Origin of the sequence: Actinoplanes sp. SE50/110 (genome assembly GCF_900119315.1) — a bacterium.
In the GTDB taxonomy this organism is placed as follows: domain Bacteria; phylum Actinomycetota; class Actinomycetes; order Mycobacteriales; family Micromonosporaceae; genus Actinoplanes.
Map to the genome: position 1 here is coordinate 8,100,480 of NZ_LT827010.1, position 17,849 is coordinate 8,118,328.

18 protein-coding genes and 3 tRNA genes are annotated in these 17,849 nt (G+C 71.1%); 6 read left to right on the forward strand and 15 right to left on the reverse strand.

What is annotated here, in order from left to right; all coding sequences use genetic code 11:
• Nucleotides 1-7: 7 nt before the first annotated feature.
• From ACSP50_RS36120 to ACSP50_RS36135, 4 genes are read right to left on the reverse strand one after another with little or no spacing between them, the layout of a single operon-like run.
• On the reverse strand, nt 8-367 hold the full coding sequence (locus tag ACSP50_RS36120) for a hypothetical protein (protein ID WP_014694278.1): 360 nt from the start codon (nt 365-367) through the stop codon (nt 8-10).
• Nucleotides 364-1,467 (reverse strand): cystathionine gamma-lyase, encoded by a 1,104-nt coding sequence (locus ACSP50_RS36125; RefSeq protein ID WP_014694279.1) that lies wholly within the window; start codon nt 1,465-1,467, stop codon nt 364-366. Before ACSP50_RS36125 ends, ACSP50_RS36120 begins: the two co-directional genes overlap by 4 nt.
• Entirely contained in the window at nt 1,464-2,456 is a 993-nt protein-coding gene (locus tag ACSP50_RS36130; protein WP_014694280.1) for an NAD(P)H-dependent glycerol-3-phosphate dehydrogenase, read from the reverse strand. The genes ACSP50_RS36125 and ACSP50_RS36130 overlap by 4 nt, the downstream gene beginning before the upstream one ends.
• Nucleotides 2,456-3,178, reverse strand: coding sequence for a 1-acyl-sn-glycerol-3-phosphate acyltransferase (locus ACSP50_RS36135; RefSeq protein ID WP_014694281.1), 723 nt, complete (start codon nt 3,176-3,178; stop codon nt 2,456-2,458). Before ACSP50_RS36135 ends, ACSP50_RS36130 begins: the two co-directional genes overlap by 1 nt.
• Before the next feature lie 138 nt (nt 3,179-3,316).
• On the opposite strand from ACSP50_RS36135, the gene cofC reads away from it, so the two are divergent.
• The 4 genes from cofC to ACSP50_RS36155 are packed head-to-tail and all read left to right on the forward strand — an operon-like array spanning nt 3,317 to nt 7,367.
• Nucleotides 3,317-3,952, forward strand: coding sequence for a 2-phospho-L-lactate guanylyltransferase (cofC, locus tag ACSP50_RS36140; protein WP_014694282.1), 636 nt, complete (start codon nt 3,317-3,319; stop codon nt 3,950-3,952).
• Between the two features lie 10 nt (nt 3,953-3,962).
• A complete protein-coding gene (locus ACSP50_RS36145) occupies nt 3,963-4,160 on the forward strand; it encodes a cold-shock protein (protein ID WP_014694283.1) in 198 nt (65 codons plus the stop codon).
• A 55-nt stretch (nt 4,161-4,215) separates the two neighbouring features.
• Entirely contained in the window at nt 4,216-6,486 is a 2,271-nt protein-coding gene (locus tag ACSP50_RS36150; RefSeq protein ID WP_014694284.1) for an RNA degradosome polyphosphate kinase, read from the forward strand.
• Nucleotides 6,486-7,367 (forward strand): NUDIX hydrolase, encoded by an 882-nt coding sequence (locus ACSP50_RS36155; RefSeq protein WP_014694285.1) that lies wholly within the window; start codon nt 6,486-6,488, stop codon nt 7,365-7,367. Before ACSP50_RS36150 ends, ACSP50_RS36155 begins: the two co-directional genes overlap by 1 nt.
• Here ACSP50_RS36155 and ACSP50_RS36160 read toward each other — a convergent pair.
• The 4 genes from ACSP50_RS36160 to leuC form a co-directional block, all read right to left on the reverse strand.
• Nucleotides 7,324-7,749 (reverse strand): hypothetical protein, encoded by a 426-nt coding sequence (locus ACSP50_RS36160; protein ID WP_014694286.1) that lies wholly within the window; start codon nt 7,747-7,749, stop codon nt 7,324-7,326. The two genes, ACSP50_RS36155 and ACSP50_RS36160, sit on opposite strands and share 44 nt — an antisense overlap.
• Before the next feature lie 95 nt (nt 7,750-7,844).
• The gene (locus tag ACSP50_RS36165) at nt 7,845-8,675 is read right to left on the reverse strand and encodes an HU family DNA-binding protein (protein WP_014694287.1); all 831 of its coding nucleotides are present in this window, start codon (nt 8,673-8,675) and stop codon (nt 7,845-7,847) included.
• A 160-nt stretch (nt 8,676-8,835) separates the two neighbouring features.
• Nucleotides 8,836-9,426, reverse strand: coding sequence for a 3-isopropylmalate dehydratase small subunit (leuD, locus tag ACSP50_RS36170; RefSeq protein ID WP_014694288.1), 591 nt, complete (start codon nt 9,424-9,426; stop codon nt 8,836-8,838).
• A gap of 16 nt (nt 9,427-9,442) precedes the next feature.
• Nucleotides 9,443-10,897: a 3-isopropylmalate dehydratase large subunit gene (gene leuC, locus ACSP50_RS36175; RefSeq protein WP_014694289.1), complete on the reverse strand. Its 1,455-nt coding sequence runs from the start codon at nt 10,895-10,897 to the stop codon at nt 9,443-9,445.
• Between the two features lie 49 nt (nt 10,898-10,946).
• Here leuC and ACSP50_RS36180 point away from each other — a divergent pair, with 49 nt between their 5' ends.
• A complete protein-coding gene (locus tag ACSP50_RS36180; RefSeq protein WP_014447202.1) occupies nt 10,947-11,633 on the forward strand; it encodes an IclR family transcriptional regulator in 687 nt (228 codons plus the stop codon).
• Nucleotides 11,634-12,179: 546 nt separating this feature from the next.
• On the opposite strand, the gene ACSP50_RS36185 is transcribed toward ACSP50_RS36180, so the two are convergent.
• From ACSP50_RS36185 to ACSP50_RS36220, 7 genes are all read right to left on the reverse strand, one after another.
• Nucleotides 12,180-12,255 (reverse strand) — tRNA-Glu (locus tag ACSP50_RS36185).
• 532 nt (nt 12,256-12,787) lie between these two features.
• Nucleotides 12,788-12,860, reverse strand: a tRNA-Glu gene (locus ACSP50_RS36190).
• A gap of 57 nt (nt 12,861-12,917) precedes the next feature.
• Nucleotides 12,918-12,989: transfer RNA gene (locus ACSP50_RS36195), tRNA-Gln, on the reverse strand.
• 451 nt (nt 12,990-13,440) lie between these two features.
• Nucleotides 13,441-14,235, reverse strand: a complete 795-nt coding sequence (locus ACSP50_RS36205) for a fumarylacetoacetate hydrolase family protein (protein ID WP_043512864.1) — start codon at nt 14,233-14,235, stop codon at nt 13,441-13,443.
• A 37-nt stretch (nt 14,236-14,272) separates the two neighbouring features.
• The gene (locus tag ACSP50_RS36210; RefSeq protein ID WP_014694291.1) at nt 14,273-14,515 is read right to left on the reverse strand and encodes a helix-turn-helix transcriptional regulator; all 243 of its coding nucleotides are present in this window, start codon (nt 14,513-14,515) and stop codon (nt 14,273-14,275) included.
• Between the two features lie 7 nt (nt 14,516-14,522).
• Nucleotides 14,523-15,362 carry an ABC transporter permease gene (locus ACSP50_RS36215; protein WP_014694292.1) on the reverse strand — a complete coding sequence of 280 codons (840 nt, stop codon included), beginning with the start codon at nt 15,360-15,362 and terminating at the stop codon, nt 14,523-14,525.
• On the reverse strand, nt 15,359-16,282 hold the full coding sequence (locus ACSP50_RS36220; RefSeq protein WP_052311984.1) for an ABC transporter ATP-binding protein: 924 nt from the start codon (nt 16,280-16,282) through the stop codon (nt 15,359-15,361). The genes ACSP50_RS36215 and ACSP50_RS36220 overlap by 4 nt, the downstream gene beginning before the upstream one ends.
• 268 nt (nt 16,283-16,550) lie before the next feature.
• Between ACSP50_RS36220 and ACSP50_RS36225 the strand changes: the two genes are divergently transcribed.
• Entirely contained in the window at nt 16,551-17,492 is a 942-nt protein-coding gene (locus ACSP50_RS36225) for a hypothetical protein (protein WP_014694294.1), read from the forward strand.
• Nucleotides 17,493-17,849 lie beyond the last annotated feature (357 nt).

Genomic DNA, 17,849 nt, shown 5'->3' on the forward strand with positions numbered 1-17,849 from the left:
CCCGTCGTCAGGCCGCGAAGGTCTGCGGCAGGGCGCCCGAGTCCCACAGCGTGTCCAGGTGGGCCAGGAAGCCCGTCAGGCTGCGTTCCAGCTCGCGGCGTTCCCCGGCGGGCAGCGCCGCGAGCGGGTCGGAGAAGACCAGGCCCGCCGGGTGTCGCGCGCGGGTGCCGACGAACCTGCCGCAGCCGGTGCACCAGACGTAGCTGACCAGGGTGGGACGCCGGGCGTTCGCCGGCGCGGTGAAGTACGCCCGCAGGTGCGGGCCGCCGCAGGCCGGGCAGTCCCGCTCGCCCGGCGCCGCGAAGAAGCTCTCCCCCCGGGTCAGCGCGGCCACCTCGTCGCCGCTGAAACTGCGCCAGGCGGTCACCGTGCGGCGTCCAGCGCCTGGGTGACGTCGGCGATCAGGTCGGCGGTGTCCTCGATGCCGCAGGAGAAGCGGACGAAGCCCGGCGGGGTGTCGTCGCCGAACTGGGCGCGCCGGTCGGCCGTGGTGTGCACGCCGCCGAACGAGGTGGCCGCGAAGACCAGTTTCGCCGCCGACAGGAACCGGGCCACCCGCTCGGCGCTGCCCAGGTCGAACGAGACGATGCCGGGCACCCGGCGCATCTGGACACTGGCCACCGCGTACGACGGATCGCTCGGGAGGCCGGGCCAGCGCACCCCGGTCACCTCGGAGCGGCTCACCAGCAGATCGGCGACCGCGGCGGCGTTCTCGCTCTGCCGGGCCAGCCGCAGGTCCATCGTGGCGATCGACCGGTGGGCCAGCCAGCAGTCGAACGCGCCGGGCACGCCACCGGTCAGTTTCCGCCACGTCTCGACCTTGGCCAGCAGCTCGCGGTCGGTCGCCGCGACGTAGCCGAGCAGCAGGTCGGAGTGGCCGGTCAGGGCCTTGGTGCCGGACGCCACGACCAGGTCGGCGCCGAGGGCCAGCGGGTTCTGCCCGAGCGGGGTGGCGGCGGTGTTGTCGACCGCGAGCAGCGCGCCGGCCGCGTGCGCGGCGGCGGCCACCGCCCGGATGTCGGCGACGTCCAGGCCCGGGTTGGCCGGCGTCTCCAGCATCACCAGCCGCAGACCGGTGAAGTCCGGGTACGGCCCGGCGGTGGGCACCAGCACACTCGTCACGCCCAGGTCGGTCAGGGCGCCGTGGGCGAACGCGCGGACCGGGAAATAGCCGTCGCCGGGAAGCGCCACCCGGTCGCCGGCTTTCAGCACCGCCAGCAGCGCCGCCGTGATGGCCGCCTGGCCGCTGGCGAAGGCCAGTGCCGGACCGCCCTCCAACTCGCCGATCGCGGCCTCCAGGGCCTGTCTGGTCGGCTGCTCGGTGCGCGCATACCCGTGGCGACCCGGCCCGGTGACCGGGTCCAGGTGGTAGGGCGCCGCGAAGACCGGCCCGGGCAGGAACGGCTGCCCCACCTCGGGCGCGGGCAGGCCGGCGTGGACGGAGCGGGTGCCGTCGGAGTAGCTCACTCGGGTTTCATCTCTCGTGTCATCAGCAGTTTCACCGCGACCCGCGGGTCGGCGCCCTCGTGACAGACCCGCTCGACCTGCTCGACGATGGGCATCTCGACCCCGTGCGAGCGGGCCAGGTCGCGGATGGACAGGCAGCTCTTCACCCCCTCGGCGGTCTGCCGGGTGGCGATCTGCGCCTGCTCCAGGCTCTCGCCCCGGCCCAGGTGCTCGCCGAACATCCGATTGCGGGCCAGCGGGGACGAGCAGGAGGCGACCAGGTCGCCGAGCCCGGCCAGGCCGGCGAAGGTGAGCGGGTCGGCCCCGAGGGCCACCCCGAGCCGCGCGGTCTCGGCGAGACCACGGGTGATCAACGAGGCCCGGGTGTTGTCACCGAGGCCGATCGAGATCGCCATCCCGTAGGCCAGGGCGATCACGTTCTTGGTCGCCCCGCCGAGCTCGCAGCCGATCACGTCGTCGCTGGTGTACGGCCGGAAATACGGCGTGGCCAGGGCGTGCTGCACCTGCTTGGCGCGGTCCTCGTCGGCGCCGGCCACCACGGTCGCGGTGGGCTGCCCGGCGGCGATCTCGGGGGCCACGTTCGGCCCGGAGACCACCACCACGCGCTCGGCCGGCACGCCCGCGGTCTCCACGATCACCTCGCTCATCCGCTTGAGCGTGCCCAGCTCGATGCCCTTCATCAGGGACACGACGGTGGCGTCGCCGGGGAAGTAGCCGGCCCAGTCGGCGAGGTTGCCGCGCAGCGTCTGGGACGGCACCGCGATCGCGATCAGCTCGGCGCCGTCGACCGCCTCGGCCAGATCGGTGGTCGCGGTGATCCGCTTCGACAACCGGACGCCGGGCAGCGAGCCCTCGTTGCCGTGCTCGTCCCGGATCTCGGCGGCCACCGACCCGCGCCGGGCCCACATGGTCACCTCGGAGCCGGCCTCGCCCAGCACCTTGGCGAACGCGGTGCCCCAGGCTCCGGATCCGATGACGGCGGCCCTCATCACGCGTCCTCCGATTTCGTGACCCGCCGAGCGGGCCGGTCGTAGAGCGCCGGCGCCTCGCCGTCGCGGATCGTGCCCAGCAGATCACGGATGCCGAGCATGATGTGGTCGGTCATCTCGTCGAGGACCGCGCGGGTCGGCTCGGCGCCGGCCCACCGGCTCAGGTCGATCGGGTCGCCGGTGGTGACGGTGACCCCGGCCCGGGTCAGCTTGAGCTTGTTGGTGCGCGGGTCGAAGACGCGCTGCGCTCCCCAGTTCGCGATCGGCACCACCGGGGCGCCGGTGAGCAGCGCCAGCCGGGCCGCGCCGGTCTTGCCGCGCATCGGCCACAGGTCGGGCTCGCGGGTCGTGGTGCCCTCCGGATAGATGACCACGGCGCCGCCGTCGGTGAGCGCGTCGACCAGCGACTCCAGGGATTTCACCGCCTCCACACTGCCTCGTTCGACCGGGACCTGCTTGGTCTTGACCAACAGTGGTCCCACGATCGGGACCCGCCACAGGCTGGCCTTGCCGAGGAACCGGGGCCAGCGCCCGGCCTTGTAGATGTAGTGCGCCACGACCAGCGGGTCGAAGTGCGAGACGTGGTTGGGGACCAGGATCACCCCGCCCGCCTGCGGGATGCGGTCCATCCTCAGCCAGGTCCGCTTCGTCCAGACGGTCATGACGGGGACCACCAGCATCACCGCGAAACGCTGCCAGAATCCGAGCCTGTGCTGCGCCACGGCCTCTCCCGTCCCTCGATCGGCGACCATGTCGCCTGCGTCTGCGACGAAATCATGCCCCCTGCCGGCCCGACGTACCAGGTAGGGGTGTTGCCGGTACACGTCATGCAGACTTGCGGGGTGTCGGTGCGGAAGTGGATGACGGTGATTCCGGTCAAGCGGCTGGACGCGGCCAAGAGCCGGTTGCGCGGCGCGGTGCCCGAGGAACGGCATCCGGAGCTGGTGCTGGCGATGCTCTGCGACACCGTGACCGCTGTGGTGAGCGCCACCACGGTGGCCGGGTTGATCGTCGTCACGGACGATCCGGTCGCCGGGCACGCCGTACGACGGCTGGGGGCCGAGGTGGCGCCCGATCCGGGCGCCGGGCTGAACGCCGCGATGCGCTCCGGCGCCGACGAGGTGGCCGGTCTCGCCGCGTATCGCGCGGTGCTCACCGGCGACCTGCCGGCGTTGCGCCCGGCCCAGCTCGACGCGGCGCTTGCGGCCGTACCCCATCGCAGTTTCGTCCCGGACGCCGCGGGGACCGGGACCGTGCTGCTCGCCGTGCCGCCCGGGCAGCGGCTCGATCCGCTGTTCGGCCCGGGCTCGGCGGCCGCGCACCGGACCTCCGGCGCGACCGTTCTGGCCGGCGACTGGCCGGGCCTGCGACAGGACGTCGACACGCCCGCCGACCTGGCCGCCGTGCTGGCCCTGGGCGCCGGCCGGCGGACCCGTGAGCTGCTCCGTGATCTCGGACTCAACCAGGTGTGCACCCCGGCCGGCTGCGCCGGGTAGCGTCAGCGGAATGCAGGGCACGATCGCGACCTTCGACCCGGCCACCCGCACCGGCACGCTGCTCCTCGACGACGGCTCTGAACTGGCCTTCGGGGCGGACGCGTTCGCCCGTTCCGGGCTGCGGCTGCTGCGCCTCGGTCAACGGGTCTCGATCGAGGCCGAACCGGGCGGGGTGGTACGCCAGGTGAAAATTCCGGGAATCGCCTGAGTCGATCATCCAGTAGTTCGTTTCACGTTCCGGCCGGAGCGGCAATGATGGACGCATGCAGACCCCGCCCCGGAGCTCCGAATCCCGCCGGCGTGGCCCGAACGGCCGCTTCCTGACCAGAGTCGTGCCCGCCGGTCCCGCCGTTGACGTCGCACCGGCCGACCCGGTGCAGGAGGCGGGAATCGGCGCGGAGCCGGCGGCGGCCGGCGGCGAGGCGGCGGAGGCGGAGCTGCCGGTGGAGCCGGTCGACGGCGAGTACCACCTGCCCGAGGACCGGTTCCTCAACCGGGAGATGTCCTGGCTCGACTTCAATGCCCGGGTGCTGGCCCTGGCCGAGGACCCGGGCACGCCGCTGTTGGAACGTGCCAAATTCCTGGCGATCTTCGCGAGCAACCTGGACGAGTTCTACATGGTCCGGGTCGCAGGCCTGAAACGGCGGCTGAACGCCGGACTGCCGGTCCGCACCGGTGACCGCTCCACCCTGCGGCAGCAGATCGAGACGATCACCGCCCGGACCGCCGACCTGGTCACCCGGCACGCCGCCTGCTTCGCCGACGAGGTCCGGCCGAAACTCGCCGCGGAGAGCATCGAGCTGGTCAGCTGGCGCGAGCTGGACGCCCCCGAGCAGGGCCGGCTGCGCACCTTCTTCCGCGAGCAGGTGTTCCCGGTGCTCACGCCGCTCGCGGTGGACCCGGCGCACCCCTTTCCGTACATCTCCAGCAGGTCGTTGAATCTGGCCGTCGCCCTGCGCTATCCGGACGGGGACAACCCCGAGCTGTTCGCCCGGATCAAGGTGCCGAACAACGTGCCGCGGTTCGTGACCGTGCAGAACGACAGCCGCGCGGTCCGCTTCCTGCCCATCGAGGAGCTGATCGCGAACCATCTCGACCAGCTCTTCCCGGGCATGCAGATCCTCGAGGTGCACGCCTTCCGGGTGACCCGCAACGCCGAGCTGGAGGTCGACGAGGACCGCGACGAGGACCTGCTGCAGGCCCTGGAACGGGAGCTGGCGCAGCGCCGGTTCGGTCCGCCGGTCCGCCTGGAGGTGGCCGCCTCGATCAGCGACCACGTGCTCGACCTGCTGGTCCGCGAGCTCGACATGGACAGCCACGACGTGCTGCGGGTGCCCGGCCTGCTCGACCTGTCGGCACTCTGGCAGGTGTTCGGCGAGTGCGATCGGGACGATCTCAAGGACCGCCCTTTCGTCCCGGCGACCCATCCGCAGCTGGCCGACGGCGAGGTGCCGCGCAGCGTGTTCAACCGGCTGCGGGAGTCGGACATCCTGGTCCACCATCCCTACCATTCCTTCTCCACCAGCGTGCAGCGCTTCATCGAGCAGGCGGCGGCCGACCCGAACGTACTGGCGATCAAGCAGACGCTGTACCGGACGTCGGGTGACTCGCCGATCGTCGACGCACTGGTCGACGCGGCCGCCGCCGGCAAGCAGGTGGTGGTGCTGGTCGAGGTGAAAGCCCGGTTCGACGAGGTCGCCAACATCGCCTGGGCGCGCACCCTGGAACGGGCCGGCTGCCATGTGGTGTACGGCCTGGTCGGGCTCAAGACGCACTGCAAGACCGCGCTCGTGGTCCGGCAGGAGGGCAACCAGCTGCGCCGCTACTGCCACATCGGCACCGGCAACTACCACCCCAAGACGGCGCGGTTGTACGAGGATTTCGGCATGCTGACCGCCGATCCCGAGGTGGGCGCCGACGTCACCGACCTGTTCAACGTGCTCACCGGGTACAGCCGGCAGACCACGTACCGCCGCCTGCTGGTCGCCCCGCACGGCGTCCGCCGGGGCCTGCTGGACCGGCTGGCCGAGCAGGCGAAGATCGCCCGATCCGGCGGCGAGGCGCTCGTGCAGTTCAAGGTGAACTCGCTGGTCGACGAGGAGACCACGGACGCGCTCTACCGCGCCTCGCAGGACGGCGTGAAAATCGACCTGATCATCCGCGGGATGTGCACGATCCGCCCCGGTGTGCCCGGCCTCTCGGAGAACATCCGGGTCCGCTCGATCGTCGGCCGGTTCCTGGAACACTCCCGGATTTTCCGGTTCGGCGCGGGCGACGACGCCGAATACTGGATGGGCTCGGCCGACCTGATGCACCGCAACCTGGACCGTCGGGTCGAGGCGCTGGTCAAGGTGACCATGCCGTCGGCCCGCGAGGAGCTGCGCAACGTCCTGGAGCTGTCCATGGCGGACGGCACCGAGGGCTGGGACCTCGACGGCGACGGCGACTGGCACCGGCACAGCGGCGACACCGCCAAGGCGCAGGCGCACCTGCAGGAGCTCCTGCTGCGCCGCATCATCGGCAAGAAGGCCTGATGGCCGCAGCGGTCCGCGCCGCGGGCGGGGTCCTGTACCGCCCGGGCCGCGCCGGTGTGCCCGAGATCTGCCTGGTCCACCGGCCGCGCTACGACGACTGGAGCCTGCCCAAGGGCACCCTGCGGCGGGGCGAGCCGGCCCTGGCCGCCGCGGTCCGTGAGGTGGCCGAGGAGACCGGGGTCGCCGGCATCCCGGAGATGTCCCTGCCCGAGATCGCGTACGAGCTGCCCGGTGGGCGCCCCAAAACGGTGCGGTACTGGCTGATGCGGGCCGGGACGACCGGCCCGATCCAGGACACCGCCGAGGTCGACAGGCTGGCCTGGCTGCCGCTGCCGGACGCCGCCGCGCGACTGACCTATCCGGACGAGCGGCCGCTGCTCGACCGGGTCGCCGGGTTGCCGCCGATCACCTCGGTGGTGGCGCTCGTCCGGCACGCGCACGCCGGCGACCGGAAAGACTGGTCCGGTCCGGACTCGCTGCGGCCGGTCAGCGTCAAGGGCGGCCGGCAGGCCCAGCGGGTGGCCGCCCGGCTGGCCACCTTCCAGCCGCGGCGGCTGGTCGCCGCGACGCCGCTGCGGTGCACCCAGACGCTGCAGCCGCTGGCCGCGGCGACCGGACTGCCGATCGTCTCGGACATCGCGTTCGCCGAGCCGGACGACCTGACCGCCGGGCTGCCGGCGCGGCTCAAGGAGGCCCGCGGCCGGCTGGACGAGCTGCGGCGCGGTGACCGGGTGGTGATCTGCAGCCAGGGCAAGGTGATCCCGGAGTTGCTCGCCGGCCTGCGCGACGCACCGGATCCGGAGCCCTTCAAGACCCGCAAGGGCGACGGCTGGCTGCTCACCTGGTCCGGCGAGCGACTGCTCGCGATCGGGCGCTGGTGACCGGCCGCGCGCCGGCCTGATCGGCCCGCCAGAAACCGATCAGGTCACCGGTCAGCCAGCGGGCCCGCCACAACTCGTCGCGGCGCGGTTCCCAGTCGCGAAAGGGCAGCAGCGCCACCCGCCAGCTCAGCACCCCGGCCAGATACCAGCCGTAGAGCGGGACCGCGCCGGCCAGTCCGTCCCGCGCCCGGTACGACGTCCACGGGGCGTACCCGGCCACCACCACACCGGACCAGCCGCAGGTGATCAACCAGTCCAGCGCCGGCCAGCCGGTGGCACGCTCGGCCAGATCGCCGAGCGTCCATCCCGGGACGACGGTCACCGCGAACAGGCCGGCGGCCAGCGATGCCCGGGTGAGCAGCCCTCTCGGTCCGCGTTCCATGCCCGGACCGTAGAGCCGGGGCGGCACGGGGCCGGGACGAACGAAAGGCGTCCACCCGTACGGTGGACGCCCTGCCTGTTCGTCGTGCGGTGCGGTCAGCGCGCCTTGCGGCTCGACGCGGCCCGGGCCGTCGAGGCACCCTTGGCCCGGGCCGGAGCCGGGGCCGGCGCCGCGGTCTTGCGGGCGGTGGTCTTCTTCGCCGCGGCCGTGGTCTTCTTGGCCGCTGCCTTGGTCGTGGTGGTCTTGGCGGGTGCGGTGGTCTTCTTGGCCGCCGCCTTCGTCGCGGTCGGCTTGGCCGGCGCGACCGTCTTCTTCGCCGCCGACTTGGCCGGCGCCGCCGTCTTCTTCGCCGCCGACTTGGCCGGCGTGGCCTTGGTGACCGTCGTCTTGCCGGCCTTGGTGGCCGTCGAACCGGTCGCCTTGGCCGTCGCGCCGGTCGCCTTGGCCGCCGTACCGGTCGCCTTGGCCGCCGTCGTACCGGTCGTCTTGGTGGCCGTCGCCTTGGTCGCCGCCGACTTGGTGGCGGTGGCCTTGGTGGCGGTGGCCTTGGTGGCGGTGGCCTTCGCCGTGGCCGTCTTGGTCGCGGTCGTCTTCGCGGGGGCGGCCGCCTTCGCCGACGTGGTCTTCTTGGCGGACGCCACCTTGGCCGGTTTGCCGCTGGCGACGAGGTCCCGGAAGGTGTTGCCGGGCCGGAATGCGGCGACCGACGTCTTCTTCACCTTCACCGGCTCACCGGTTCGCGGATTCCGTGCGGTGCGCGCATTACGCGTCCGCTTCTCCCAGGATCCGAAGCCGGTGAGGGAGACCTTGTCACCCTTGGCGACGGCGTTCTGCACCTCACTGATGAACGCGTCCAGCGCAATGGTCGCCGTCTTCCTGTCCCCCAGCTTGACGGCGAGCGCCTCAATGAGCTCGGCCTTGTTCACGGTTTCCTCCCGGACGTGAGAACTGGCCCGTCGCAGGCCATTCTGCGCGCACGGTATGCCCTCTGACCTGGAGACACAAACATTCGTGGCAAAAATCCGTTGTGTCCCAACGAAATTCGCCCCCATCGGCGACACCGACAGGGGCGAATTCAGTCTCGGGTTAAAGAACGACGACCGGCTTGAAAGACGGACGGCTCTTCTCGTACGCGCTAATCGCGTCCTCGTGGCGCAACGTCAGTCCGATGTCGTCGAGCCCCTCCAGCAGACGCCAACGGCTGAAATCGTCGATCGGGAACGAGTACGCCGCGTCATCCACGCGCACCACCCGCTCGGCCAGGTCGACGGTGATCTGCTTTTCCGGCTCACTCTCGGCCAGATCCCAGAGGCTCTCCACGATCTTCTGGTCGAGCTGGACCGGCAGCAGACCCTCCTTGAGCGCGTTGCCCCGGAAGATGTCGCCGAACCGGGCCGCGATCACCACCTTGAAACCCCAGTCGCGCAGCGCCCAGACGGCATGCTGACGGGACGAGCCGGTGCCGAAGTTCGGCCCGGCCACCAGGATGGTGGCGCCGGCGTGCGCCGGGTTGTGCAGCACGAAGGACGGGTCCTCGCGCCAGGCGCTGAAGAGGCCGTCCTCGAAGCCGGTACGGGTGACCCGCTTCAGGTACACCGCCGGGATGATCTGGTCGGTGTCCACATCAGAGCGGCGCAGCGGCAGCACCTTGCCGCTGTGCGTGACGAACTTGTCCATGTCTGTTTACTCCTGCTCAGAGGTCGGCCGGGGCGGCCAGCTTGCCGACCACCGCGGTGGCGGCGGCGACCTGCGGCGAGACCAGGTGGGTGCGGCCACCCTTGCCCTGCCGGCCCTCGAAGTTGCGGTTGGAGGTGGACGCCGCGCGCTGCCCGGGGCTCAGCGTGTCCGGGTTCATGCCCAGGCACATCGAGCAGCCGGCGAACCGCCACTCGGCGCCCGCATCGGTGAAGATCTTGTCCAGGCCCTCGGCCTCCGCCTGCTCGCGCACCAGGTAGGAACCGGGCACGATCATCATCCGGACGCCGGCGGCGACCTTGCGGCCGCGGATCACGTCGGCCGCGGCCCGCAGGTCCTCCAGCCGGCCGTTGGTGCACGAGCCGACGAAGACCACGTCGACCGGGACCTCGCGGAACGGGGTGCCCGGGGTGAGGTCCATGTACGCCAGGGCGCGCTCGGCGGCGCCCCGCTCCACCTCGTCCGGGAAGTCCGCCGGGTTCGGCACCACGTCGTTCAACGCGGCACCCTGGCCCGGGTTGGTGCCCCAGGTGATGAACGGGCTGATCCTGGTGGCGTCCAGGATGATCTCGGTGTCGTACTCCGCGTCCTCGTCGGTGACCAGGGTCTTCCAGTACGCCACGGCGGCGTCCCAGTCGGCGCCCTGCGGGGCGTGCCGGCGATCCTTCAGATACGCGAAGGTGGTCTCGTCCGGCGCGATCATGCCGGCCTTGGCGCCCCACTCGATCGACATGTTGCAGATCGTCATCCGGCCCTCCATGGAGAGCTTGCGGATCGCCTCGCCGCGGTACTCCACGATGTGGCCGTTGCCGCCACCGGTGCCGGTCTGCGTGATCAGGGCGAGGATCAGATCCTTCGCGCTGACGCCCGGGCCGAGCTCCCCGACGACCGTGACGGCCATCGTCTTCGGCTTCGACTGCGGCAGCGTCTGGGTGGCGAGCACGTGCTCGACCTCACTGGTGCCGATGCCGAAGGCCAGCGCGCCGAACGCGCCGTGGGTCGCGGTGTGCGAGTCACCGCAGACGATCGTGGTGCCCGGCTGGGTCAGGCCCAGCTGCGGGCCGATCACGTGCACGATGCCCTGGTTCACGTCACCGAGCGGGCGGATCTCGACGCCGAACTCGGCGCAGTTCTTCCGCAGGGTCTCGATCTGGGTGCGGGAAACCGTGTCGGCGATGGTCAGCAGCTCACCGCGGCGGGTGTTGAAGGAGGGATCCGCATACCCGGTCGGGGTGTTGTGATCCTCGGTCGCCAGCGTGAGGTCGGTGCGGCGGACCTTGCGGCCGGCCAACCGGAGACCGTCGAACGCCTGCGGGCTGGTGACCTCGTGCAGCAGGTGCAGGTCGATGAAGAGCAGGTCGGGCTCTCCCTCGGCCGAGCGCACCACGTGGTCATCCCAGACCTTCTCGGCCAGGGTCCTGGGTTTCCCGCTGTCGGGAGTGACTCCCACCATCTGGACATCCTAAATTCTGGAATGTATGTTTCGGCTTGTGGGACACAGTATGAGCGGTGTAGGCGTTCTCGACAAGGCGGTTGTCATCCTCGCCGCCTGTGTCGACGGCGCCAGCCTGGCCGAATTGGTAGAGCGCACCAAACTTCCGCGGGCAACCGCACATCGCCTGGCACAGGCTCTGGAGATCCATCGGATGCTGGTCCGGGACACTCAAGGAAGATGGCGCCCCGGACCTCGATTGGGTGAGTTGGCGAACGCCGCACCCGACGTTCTGCTGACCGCCGCCGAGCCCCTGCTTTCCGCATTGCGGGACGCCACGGGGGAGAGCGCGCAGCTGTACTTGCGCCGCGCCGACGAGCGCATCTGTGTCGCCGCCGCCGAACGCGCCAGCGGCCTGCGCGACACCGTCCCGGTCGGCTCGGTGCTGCCGATGGTCGCCGGCTCCGCCGCCCAGATCCTGCTCGCCTGGGAGCCGCCGGAAGCCGTCATGCCCCTGCTGCCCCGGTGCAAGTTCACCGGTCGCACCCTGGCCGAGGTCCGCCGCCGCGGCTGGGCGCAGAGCGTCGCCGAACGCGAACCGGGTGTGGCCAGCGTCTCCGCCCCGATCCGCGACCGGACCGGGCGGGTCATCGCCTCCATCTCGATAAGCGGCCCGATCGAGCGCCTGGGCCGCCGCCCCGGCGAACGCCACGCCATGGCGGTCGTCCGAGCCGGCCAGCGTCTCTCCGGGCTGTAGCCCTCCCCGGCCCGACCTCCCGACCCGCCCCGACCTCCACCTCGCGCCCGATGTCGCTCCCGCGCCATCGGGCGCATTCATTTCCGCGACCGAGCCGCCGTCGTCGGGCCGATCGCCCCTCGCCGGACCGAACGGCCACCACCGGACCCGATCGCCCCTCGCCCGATTGAGCCACCGCCATCGAACCGGTCGCTCTCACCCCACCCAACCGGGCACCACCAGACCGAGCGCCCTCACCCCACCCAACCTGGCACCACCAGACCGAGCGCCCTCACCCGACCCAACCGGGCACCATCAGAGCGGGCGGCCTCATCCGACCCAACCGGGCACCATCAGAGCGGGCGGCCTCATCCGACCCAACCGGGCACCACCAGACCGGGCGCCCTCACCGGACCCGACCCGGCACCCCTCACACCGTCTGCTAATGCCACATTTCAGGCAGAGATATCGGACTCGGCTTAAAGACTTCCGTTGAGCCGACGGCGACACAAAGCTTCACGGAACACAGAAATGGCCCGCACCGATCACGGTGCGGGCCATTGTGCTTGGTAGTCCCGAAGGGATTCGAACCCTCGCTACCGCCTTGAGAGGGCGGCGTCCTAGGCCGCTAGACGACGGGACCAAGACTTTCTTCCACCACCCTGCCCGGGCGGCGCGCTGAACTCTATCAGCACCTTTGCCGAATCCCCGAATCACCTCCTGCCCCACCGGCCCCACCGTGACGGCCCCCACAACCGCTGCCCACAGCGGGGCTGACGCGGGGCCAAAAACGCCGCAGAGACTCAACCGGCCCAGCGCCACAACCGGCCCAGCGCCACAACCGGCCCAGCGCCACAACCGGCCCAGCGCCACAACCGGCCCAGCGCCACAACCGGCCCAGCGCCACAACCGGCCCAGCGCCACAACCGGCCCAGCGCCACAACCCGCGCAGGGCCACGATCTCGGGGCCTCGGCCTGGCGCAAGGCCGGGGCGCGGCGTAGAAGGCTGCCCGGCGGGGCAGAGTGCCCGGCGGGGCAGAGTGCCCGGCGGGGCGGAGTGCCCGGCGGCGGTTGATGGTCAGGCAGCCGGTTCACCGGTCCGGACGAGCGGCTTGGCCGGAAACGATCCGAAAAGCGAACAACCCGCATCCGATGGATGCGGGTTGTTTCCGATGTAGTCCCGAAGGGATTCGAACCCTCGCTACCGCCTTGAGAGGGCGGCGTCCTAGGCCGCTAGACGACGGGACCAGAACTGCTGTTTGCGCCGAAGCGCTTCCAGCGGCACCAACCCGGAGGTTGGTAACGCTGGGGTACCAGGACTCGAACCTAGACTAACTGAACCAGAATCAGTCGGGCTGCCAATTACCCCATACCCCATTTGGCCCGGCTTGCCGAGCCGTTGAGAACTTTACCCGAGCCCTCCCCGCCCGCCAAATCGGGTTACCGAAACTGGTCCGCGTGACGGCTCGCCCACCGACAGTAACCCACCCCCAGGCGTCCGAGCAGGTCAAACGCCGGTCGATGCGACGGCACCGGACAGCCCGGCGGGCGGGGCGCGCCATCGGGCCGAGGACGGCACGGCGGGCGGCGCGCCATCGGACCGAGGACGACACGGCGGGGGGCGCGCCATCGGACCGAGGACGACACGGCGGGGGGCGGGCGGCGAGCGCCATCGGACCCAGGGCCGCACGGCAGGGCGGGCGGCGCGCCCTCAAACCGGGGACGGCCGGTCCGGGCGGGTATGGCGGCCCACGGCGTACGCCGCAATCGGAAGCGGATCGGGAGCAGGCCGCAGCCGTGACCGGATCCGCCTCCCCGATGGCGGTGGTCAGTCGAGGGCGACGACCGAGTTCCGCAGCTCCCCGATGCCCTGCACGCTCACCGACACCGTGTCCCCCGGCTCGATCCTGCTGACCCCGGCCGGCGTCCCGGTCAGGATCACGTCGCCGGGCAGCAGGGTCATCACGTGCGAGACGTACGACACCAGGCTGGGGATGTCGAAGACCATGTCCTTGGTGCGGCCGATCTGGCGGACCTCCAGGTTCGCCGGGTCGCGGCCGACCTCGCAGCGGACCTCCAGGTCGCTGACGTCGAGCTCGGTCTCGATCCACGGGCCGAGCGGGCAGAACGAGTCGAAGCCCTTGGCCCGGGTCCACTGCGGATCTTTGCGCTGCAGGTCGCGGGCGGTGACGTCGTTGGCGCAGGTGTACCCGAAGATCGCTTTCTCGGCGGCGGCCCGGTCGAGGCGGCGGGCACCGGTGGCGCCGATCACGACGGCGAGCTCGGCCTCCTCCTCGACCTGGGTGGTGACCGAGGGGATGCGGATGGCGTCGCCGGGGCCGATCACCGAGGTGGACGGCTTGATGAAGATCAGCGGCTCCTTGGGCACCTCGTTGCCCATCTCGGCGGCGTGGTCGGCGTAGTTGCGACCGATGCCGATCACCTTGCTGGAGAAGATCGGCGCGAGCAGCCGGACGTCGGGCAGGGCCCAGCGCTGGCCGGTGCGGACGACCTTCTCGAACGGCAGGCTGCTGATCTCGGCCACCGTGAGGCCGGAGGCGCCGTCACCCTCGACGACGCCGAACGACACTCCAGCGGCATGAACAAAACGGGCGAAGCGCACGGGTATCCCCATCTGCAGAAGGACGGACCCCTAAAATCTACGCCGATTGCGAAGCCGCCCCGAGCCGCGGGAAAGGCTCCAGCGCGAAGACCACCTCGACCGGCACCTCGAAGTACTGACAGATCCGCAGGGCCAGGTGGAGGCTGGGGCTGAACTCGCCGCGCTCCAGGTAGCCGACGGTCTGGTAGTGCACGCCGAGGGCGTCCGCCAGCTGCCGGCGGGAGATGCCGCGCTCCGCGCGGAGCATGGCGATCCGGTTGTACGTGATCTCCGTCGCCATCGCCGGGTCAGCGCCCCACCCGCCGCAGGGCGCGTTCGCGTCGCGCCTCGACCGCCGACCCGGACTCGCGGGCGGCCATCCGCCGCAGCAGGATCGGGGCCAGCACGAGGCCGAGGATCGACCAGCCGGTCAGCACGCCGAACGTTTCCAGGTGCCGCCAGGAGTGCGCGATCTCGGCCGAGGCCAGGGAGTCGGGCAGGAAGACCGAGCGCATGCCCAACCCTAGCCAGTACAGCGGGAGACTCTGGGCGACACCCTGCAGCCAGCCGGGAAAGCCGCTGATCGGATAGAAGATGCCGGAGATCGCGATGCTCCCGAAGATCGGCAGCACGATCAGTGCCATGTTGCGCGGGTCCTCGAAGAGTGAGCCGAACGCCGCGCCCAGCGGCAGGGTGGCGACCAGGCCGAGCGGGATCAGCCAGAGCATGGTCAGCCAGTCGCCGCCGGTCACGTCCAGGCCGTCGACCAGGAAGAGGCCGGGAATCAGCACGAGCAGGAAGCTGATCATCGCCATCCCGCCGACCAGCACCACCTTGCCGATCAGATAGCTGGTCATGCCGCGCGGCACCGCCTTGGCCCGCAGCAGGGTGCCGTCCTCCCGGTCGATCATCAGCAGTTGAGCGGTGGTCATCAGCCCGGTCGTCGCGAAGCCCATGCCGAACGTGCTGGGCAGCGTGCGGGCGCCCAGCGAGAAGCTGGTGCCGGGCACCGTGGCGCCGCGCATGAAATAGATCGTGCCGAGCAGCAGCAGGGACGGGAAGAGGTAGGTCCACAGGTCGCTCGGCGTGGTCAGCGTGTGCCGCACCTCGATCGCGCCGCGGCGCAGGCCCATCCGGATCGGGGTCATCGGGCGCCCTCCGCCTCGTGCACCAGCTTCATGTAGGTGTCCTCCAGACTGGACCGGCGCACCTCGAGGTCGCCGATCCGCTCCCCGTACTGCCGGAACAACTCGCGGACGAACGGCGTGGCGTCCGCCGCCGAGTGCACGAACCGCTGCCCGTCCCGGGTCCAGCGGATCTCGGTCTCGCCGGCCACCTGGCGGGACAGCGCGTCGGCCGAGCCGCTCGCGATGATCCGGCCGCCGGCGAGGATCAGGATCCGGTCGGCGAGTTTCTCCGCCTCGTCCAGATCGTGGGTGGTGAGCAGCACCGTGGTGTCGGCCATGTCGGTCAGCCCGTGGATCAGGTCGTGGAACTCGCGGCGGGCGGCCGGGTCGAAGCCGACCGTCGGCTCGTCGAGGAAGAGCAGCTCGGGGCGACCGACGATGCCGATCGCCACGTCGAGGCGGCGGCGCTGCCCGCCGGAGAGGCGGCTGACCCTGGTCCGCGCGGCGGCGGTCAGGCCGACCGCGGCGAGCAGCTCGTCGACCGGCCAGGGCCGGACGATCCGGCCGGTGCTGAACGGGGTGTAGTGCTGGCCGACGTGCTGCAGCAGCTCACGGACCCGCCACTTGCCGTGGTCGCGCCAGGACTGCAGGACCACGCCGAGCCGGGCCCGCCAGCGCTCGTCGCCGCGCTCCGGGTCGGCGCCGAGCACCCGGACGTGGCCGGCCGACCGGCGCCGGAAGCCCTCCAGGATCTCGATGGTGGTGGTCTTGCCCGCCCCGTTCGGCCCGAGGAGCGCGATCACCTCGCCGGGACGCGCCGTGAAGGAGATGCCGTCCAGCACTTCCCTGGGCCCGTATCGCATCCGCAGGTCGCGGACCTCGATGACCGGCTCGGCGACCGACTGCTCGCCGCCGATGCTCCGCACTACCGCCTCCGTCATGTCCACCACGCTATCAAAGTTGTAGTAGACGTACTACATTGTTGAGTATGGCTTCTGTCGTTGTCCTGACTCTGGGACTCGGTCCCCGACTGGGCTTCGCGCTGCCCGGAGCCCCCGGGCTGGGCTGGCCGGCCCCGGTTCACAAATCGCCCGATTCCGAAGAAGACGGAAATACCTCAGCCCGGTCCCCGAAAGAACATGCCGTGGCGGACCTCATTCGCGCCTAACGGTGATCGTGTTGATCGCTTCGGCTAGATACATTGGTGCGATGGGGATCAAGCAGGTGAGGGCACTCACCACCACGCTGCCCTCGGTCACCTGGATACCCCTCGCCCGGGCGCACGCCGAGCGCGCCGACCAGATGACCGCGGGCCACCGTGCCCGCCGGGCGACGGGTGAGAAACACGCCATCGAGGACTTCCTCTACGACTACTACGGCACCCGCCCGTCGATGCTGCGCCGCTGGCATCCGGGCGTCGGCGCCGGCCTGGTGGCCGCCCCCGACGGCCTGGCCGAGCACGCGGGCTGGAAGTTCTACCAGACCCACGACGACGGCGTCGTCGCCCTCGACCAGGACGCGTTCCTGCACGCCCGCGGCGAGTCGGTGCGCTACATCCACGGTCTGCTCACCGCCACCGCGTCCCGCCCGGTCTTCTCCGGCTGCTTCGGCCTGCACGAGTGGGCCATGGTCTACCGCGACCCGGAGCACCGGCACCCGCTCCCGCTGCGCCTGGGCCAGCCCGAGACCGACAAGGTGGTCGAGCAGCACACCATCCGCTGCACCCACTTCGACGCGTTCCGCTTCTTCACCCCCGAGGCGGTCGGCCTCAACCGCCTGCAGCCCACCCGCGCCACCCAGGTCGACCTGGACCAGCCCGGCTGCCTGCACGCCGCGATGGACGTGCACAAATGGGCGCAGAAACTCGGCCCGGCCGTGCCCGGCGCCCTCGCCCTCGACTGCTTCGCCCTGGCCGGCGAGATCCGCCTCCTCGACATGCAGGCCAGCCCCTACGACCTGGCCTCCTACGGCCACCCCCCGGTCAAGATCGAAACCCCGGAGGGCAAAGCCGAGTACGTCGCCCGCCAACGCGAACTCGCCCGCCGCGCGGCCGCCCTCCGCAGCCGCCTGATCCGCGTCTGCGAGGCCCTCCTCGGCCCGGAGGCGGCCGCCCGCAACCGCGAGGCCGTCGCCCCCTTCAACCACCGATAAAGACACTTCGGCGGTACGGGGTCCCGGTCCCCCCAACCGCACCGGTCCCATCCCGTGAGTCAGCGCGACACCGCTGCCACCCCCGGATCGCTGGGCAGCATCCGGGCCGGGGCGTGCCCTTACGGTGGTCCACCCCCAGCCGCCCCGCGAGACCCGCGGTCCGCTCCCGGACCGCTGCGGCTCGGGAGCAGCCATGGACCCTCCCGATACGCGACATCGTTCCGGCAGCCACCCGCATCGACGTGCGATGATCTCGGCGCCCGGGTTTCAGCTTCAGGGAGTCCAGAATGTCCGCAAGTCCGCCTTCGATCGAACGTGAAGTGATCCGCCGCCCGCTACGGACCGCGAGGACCCTTA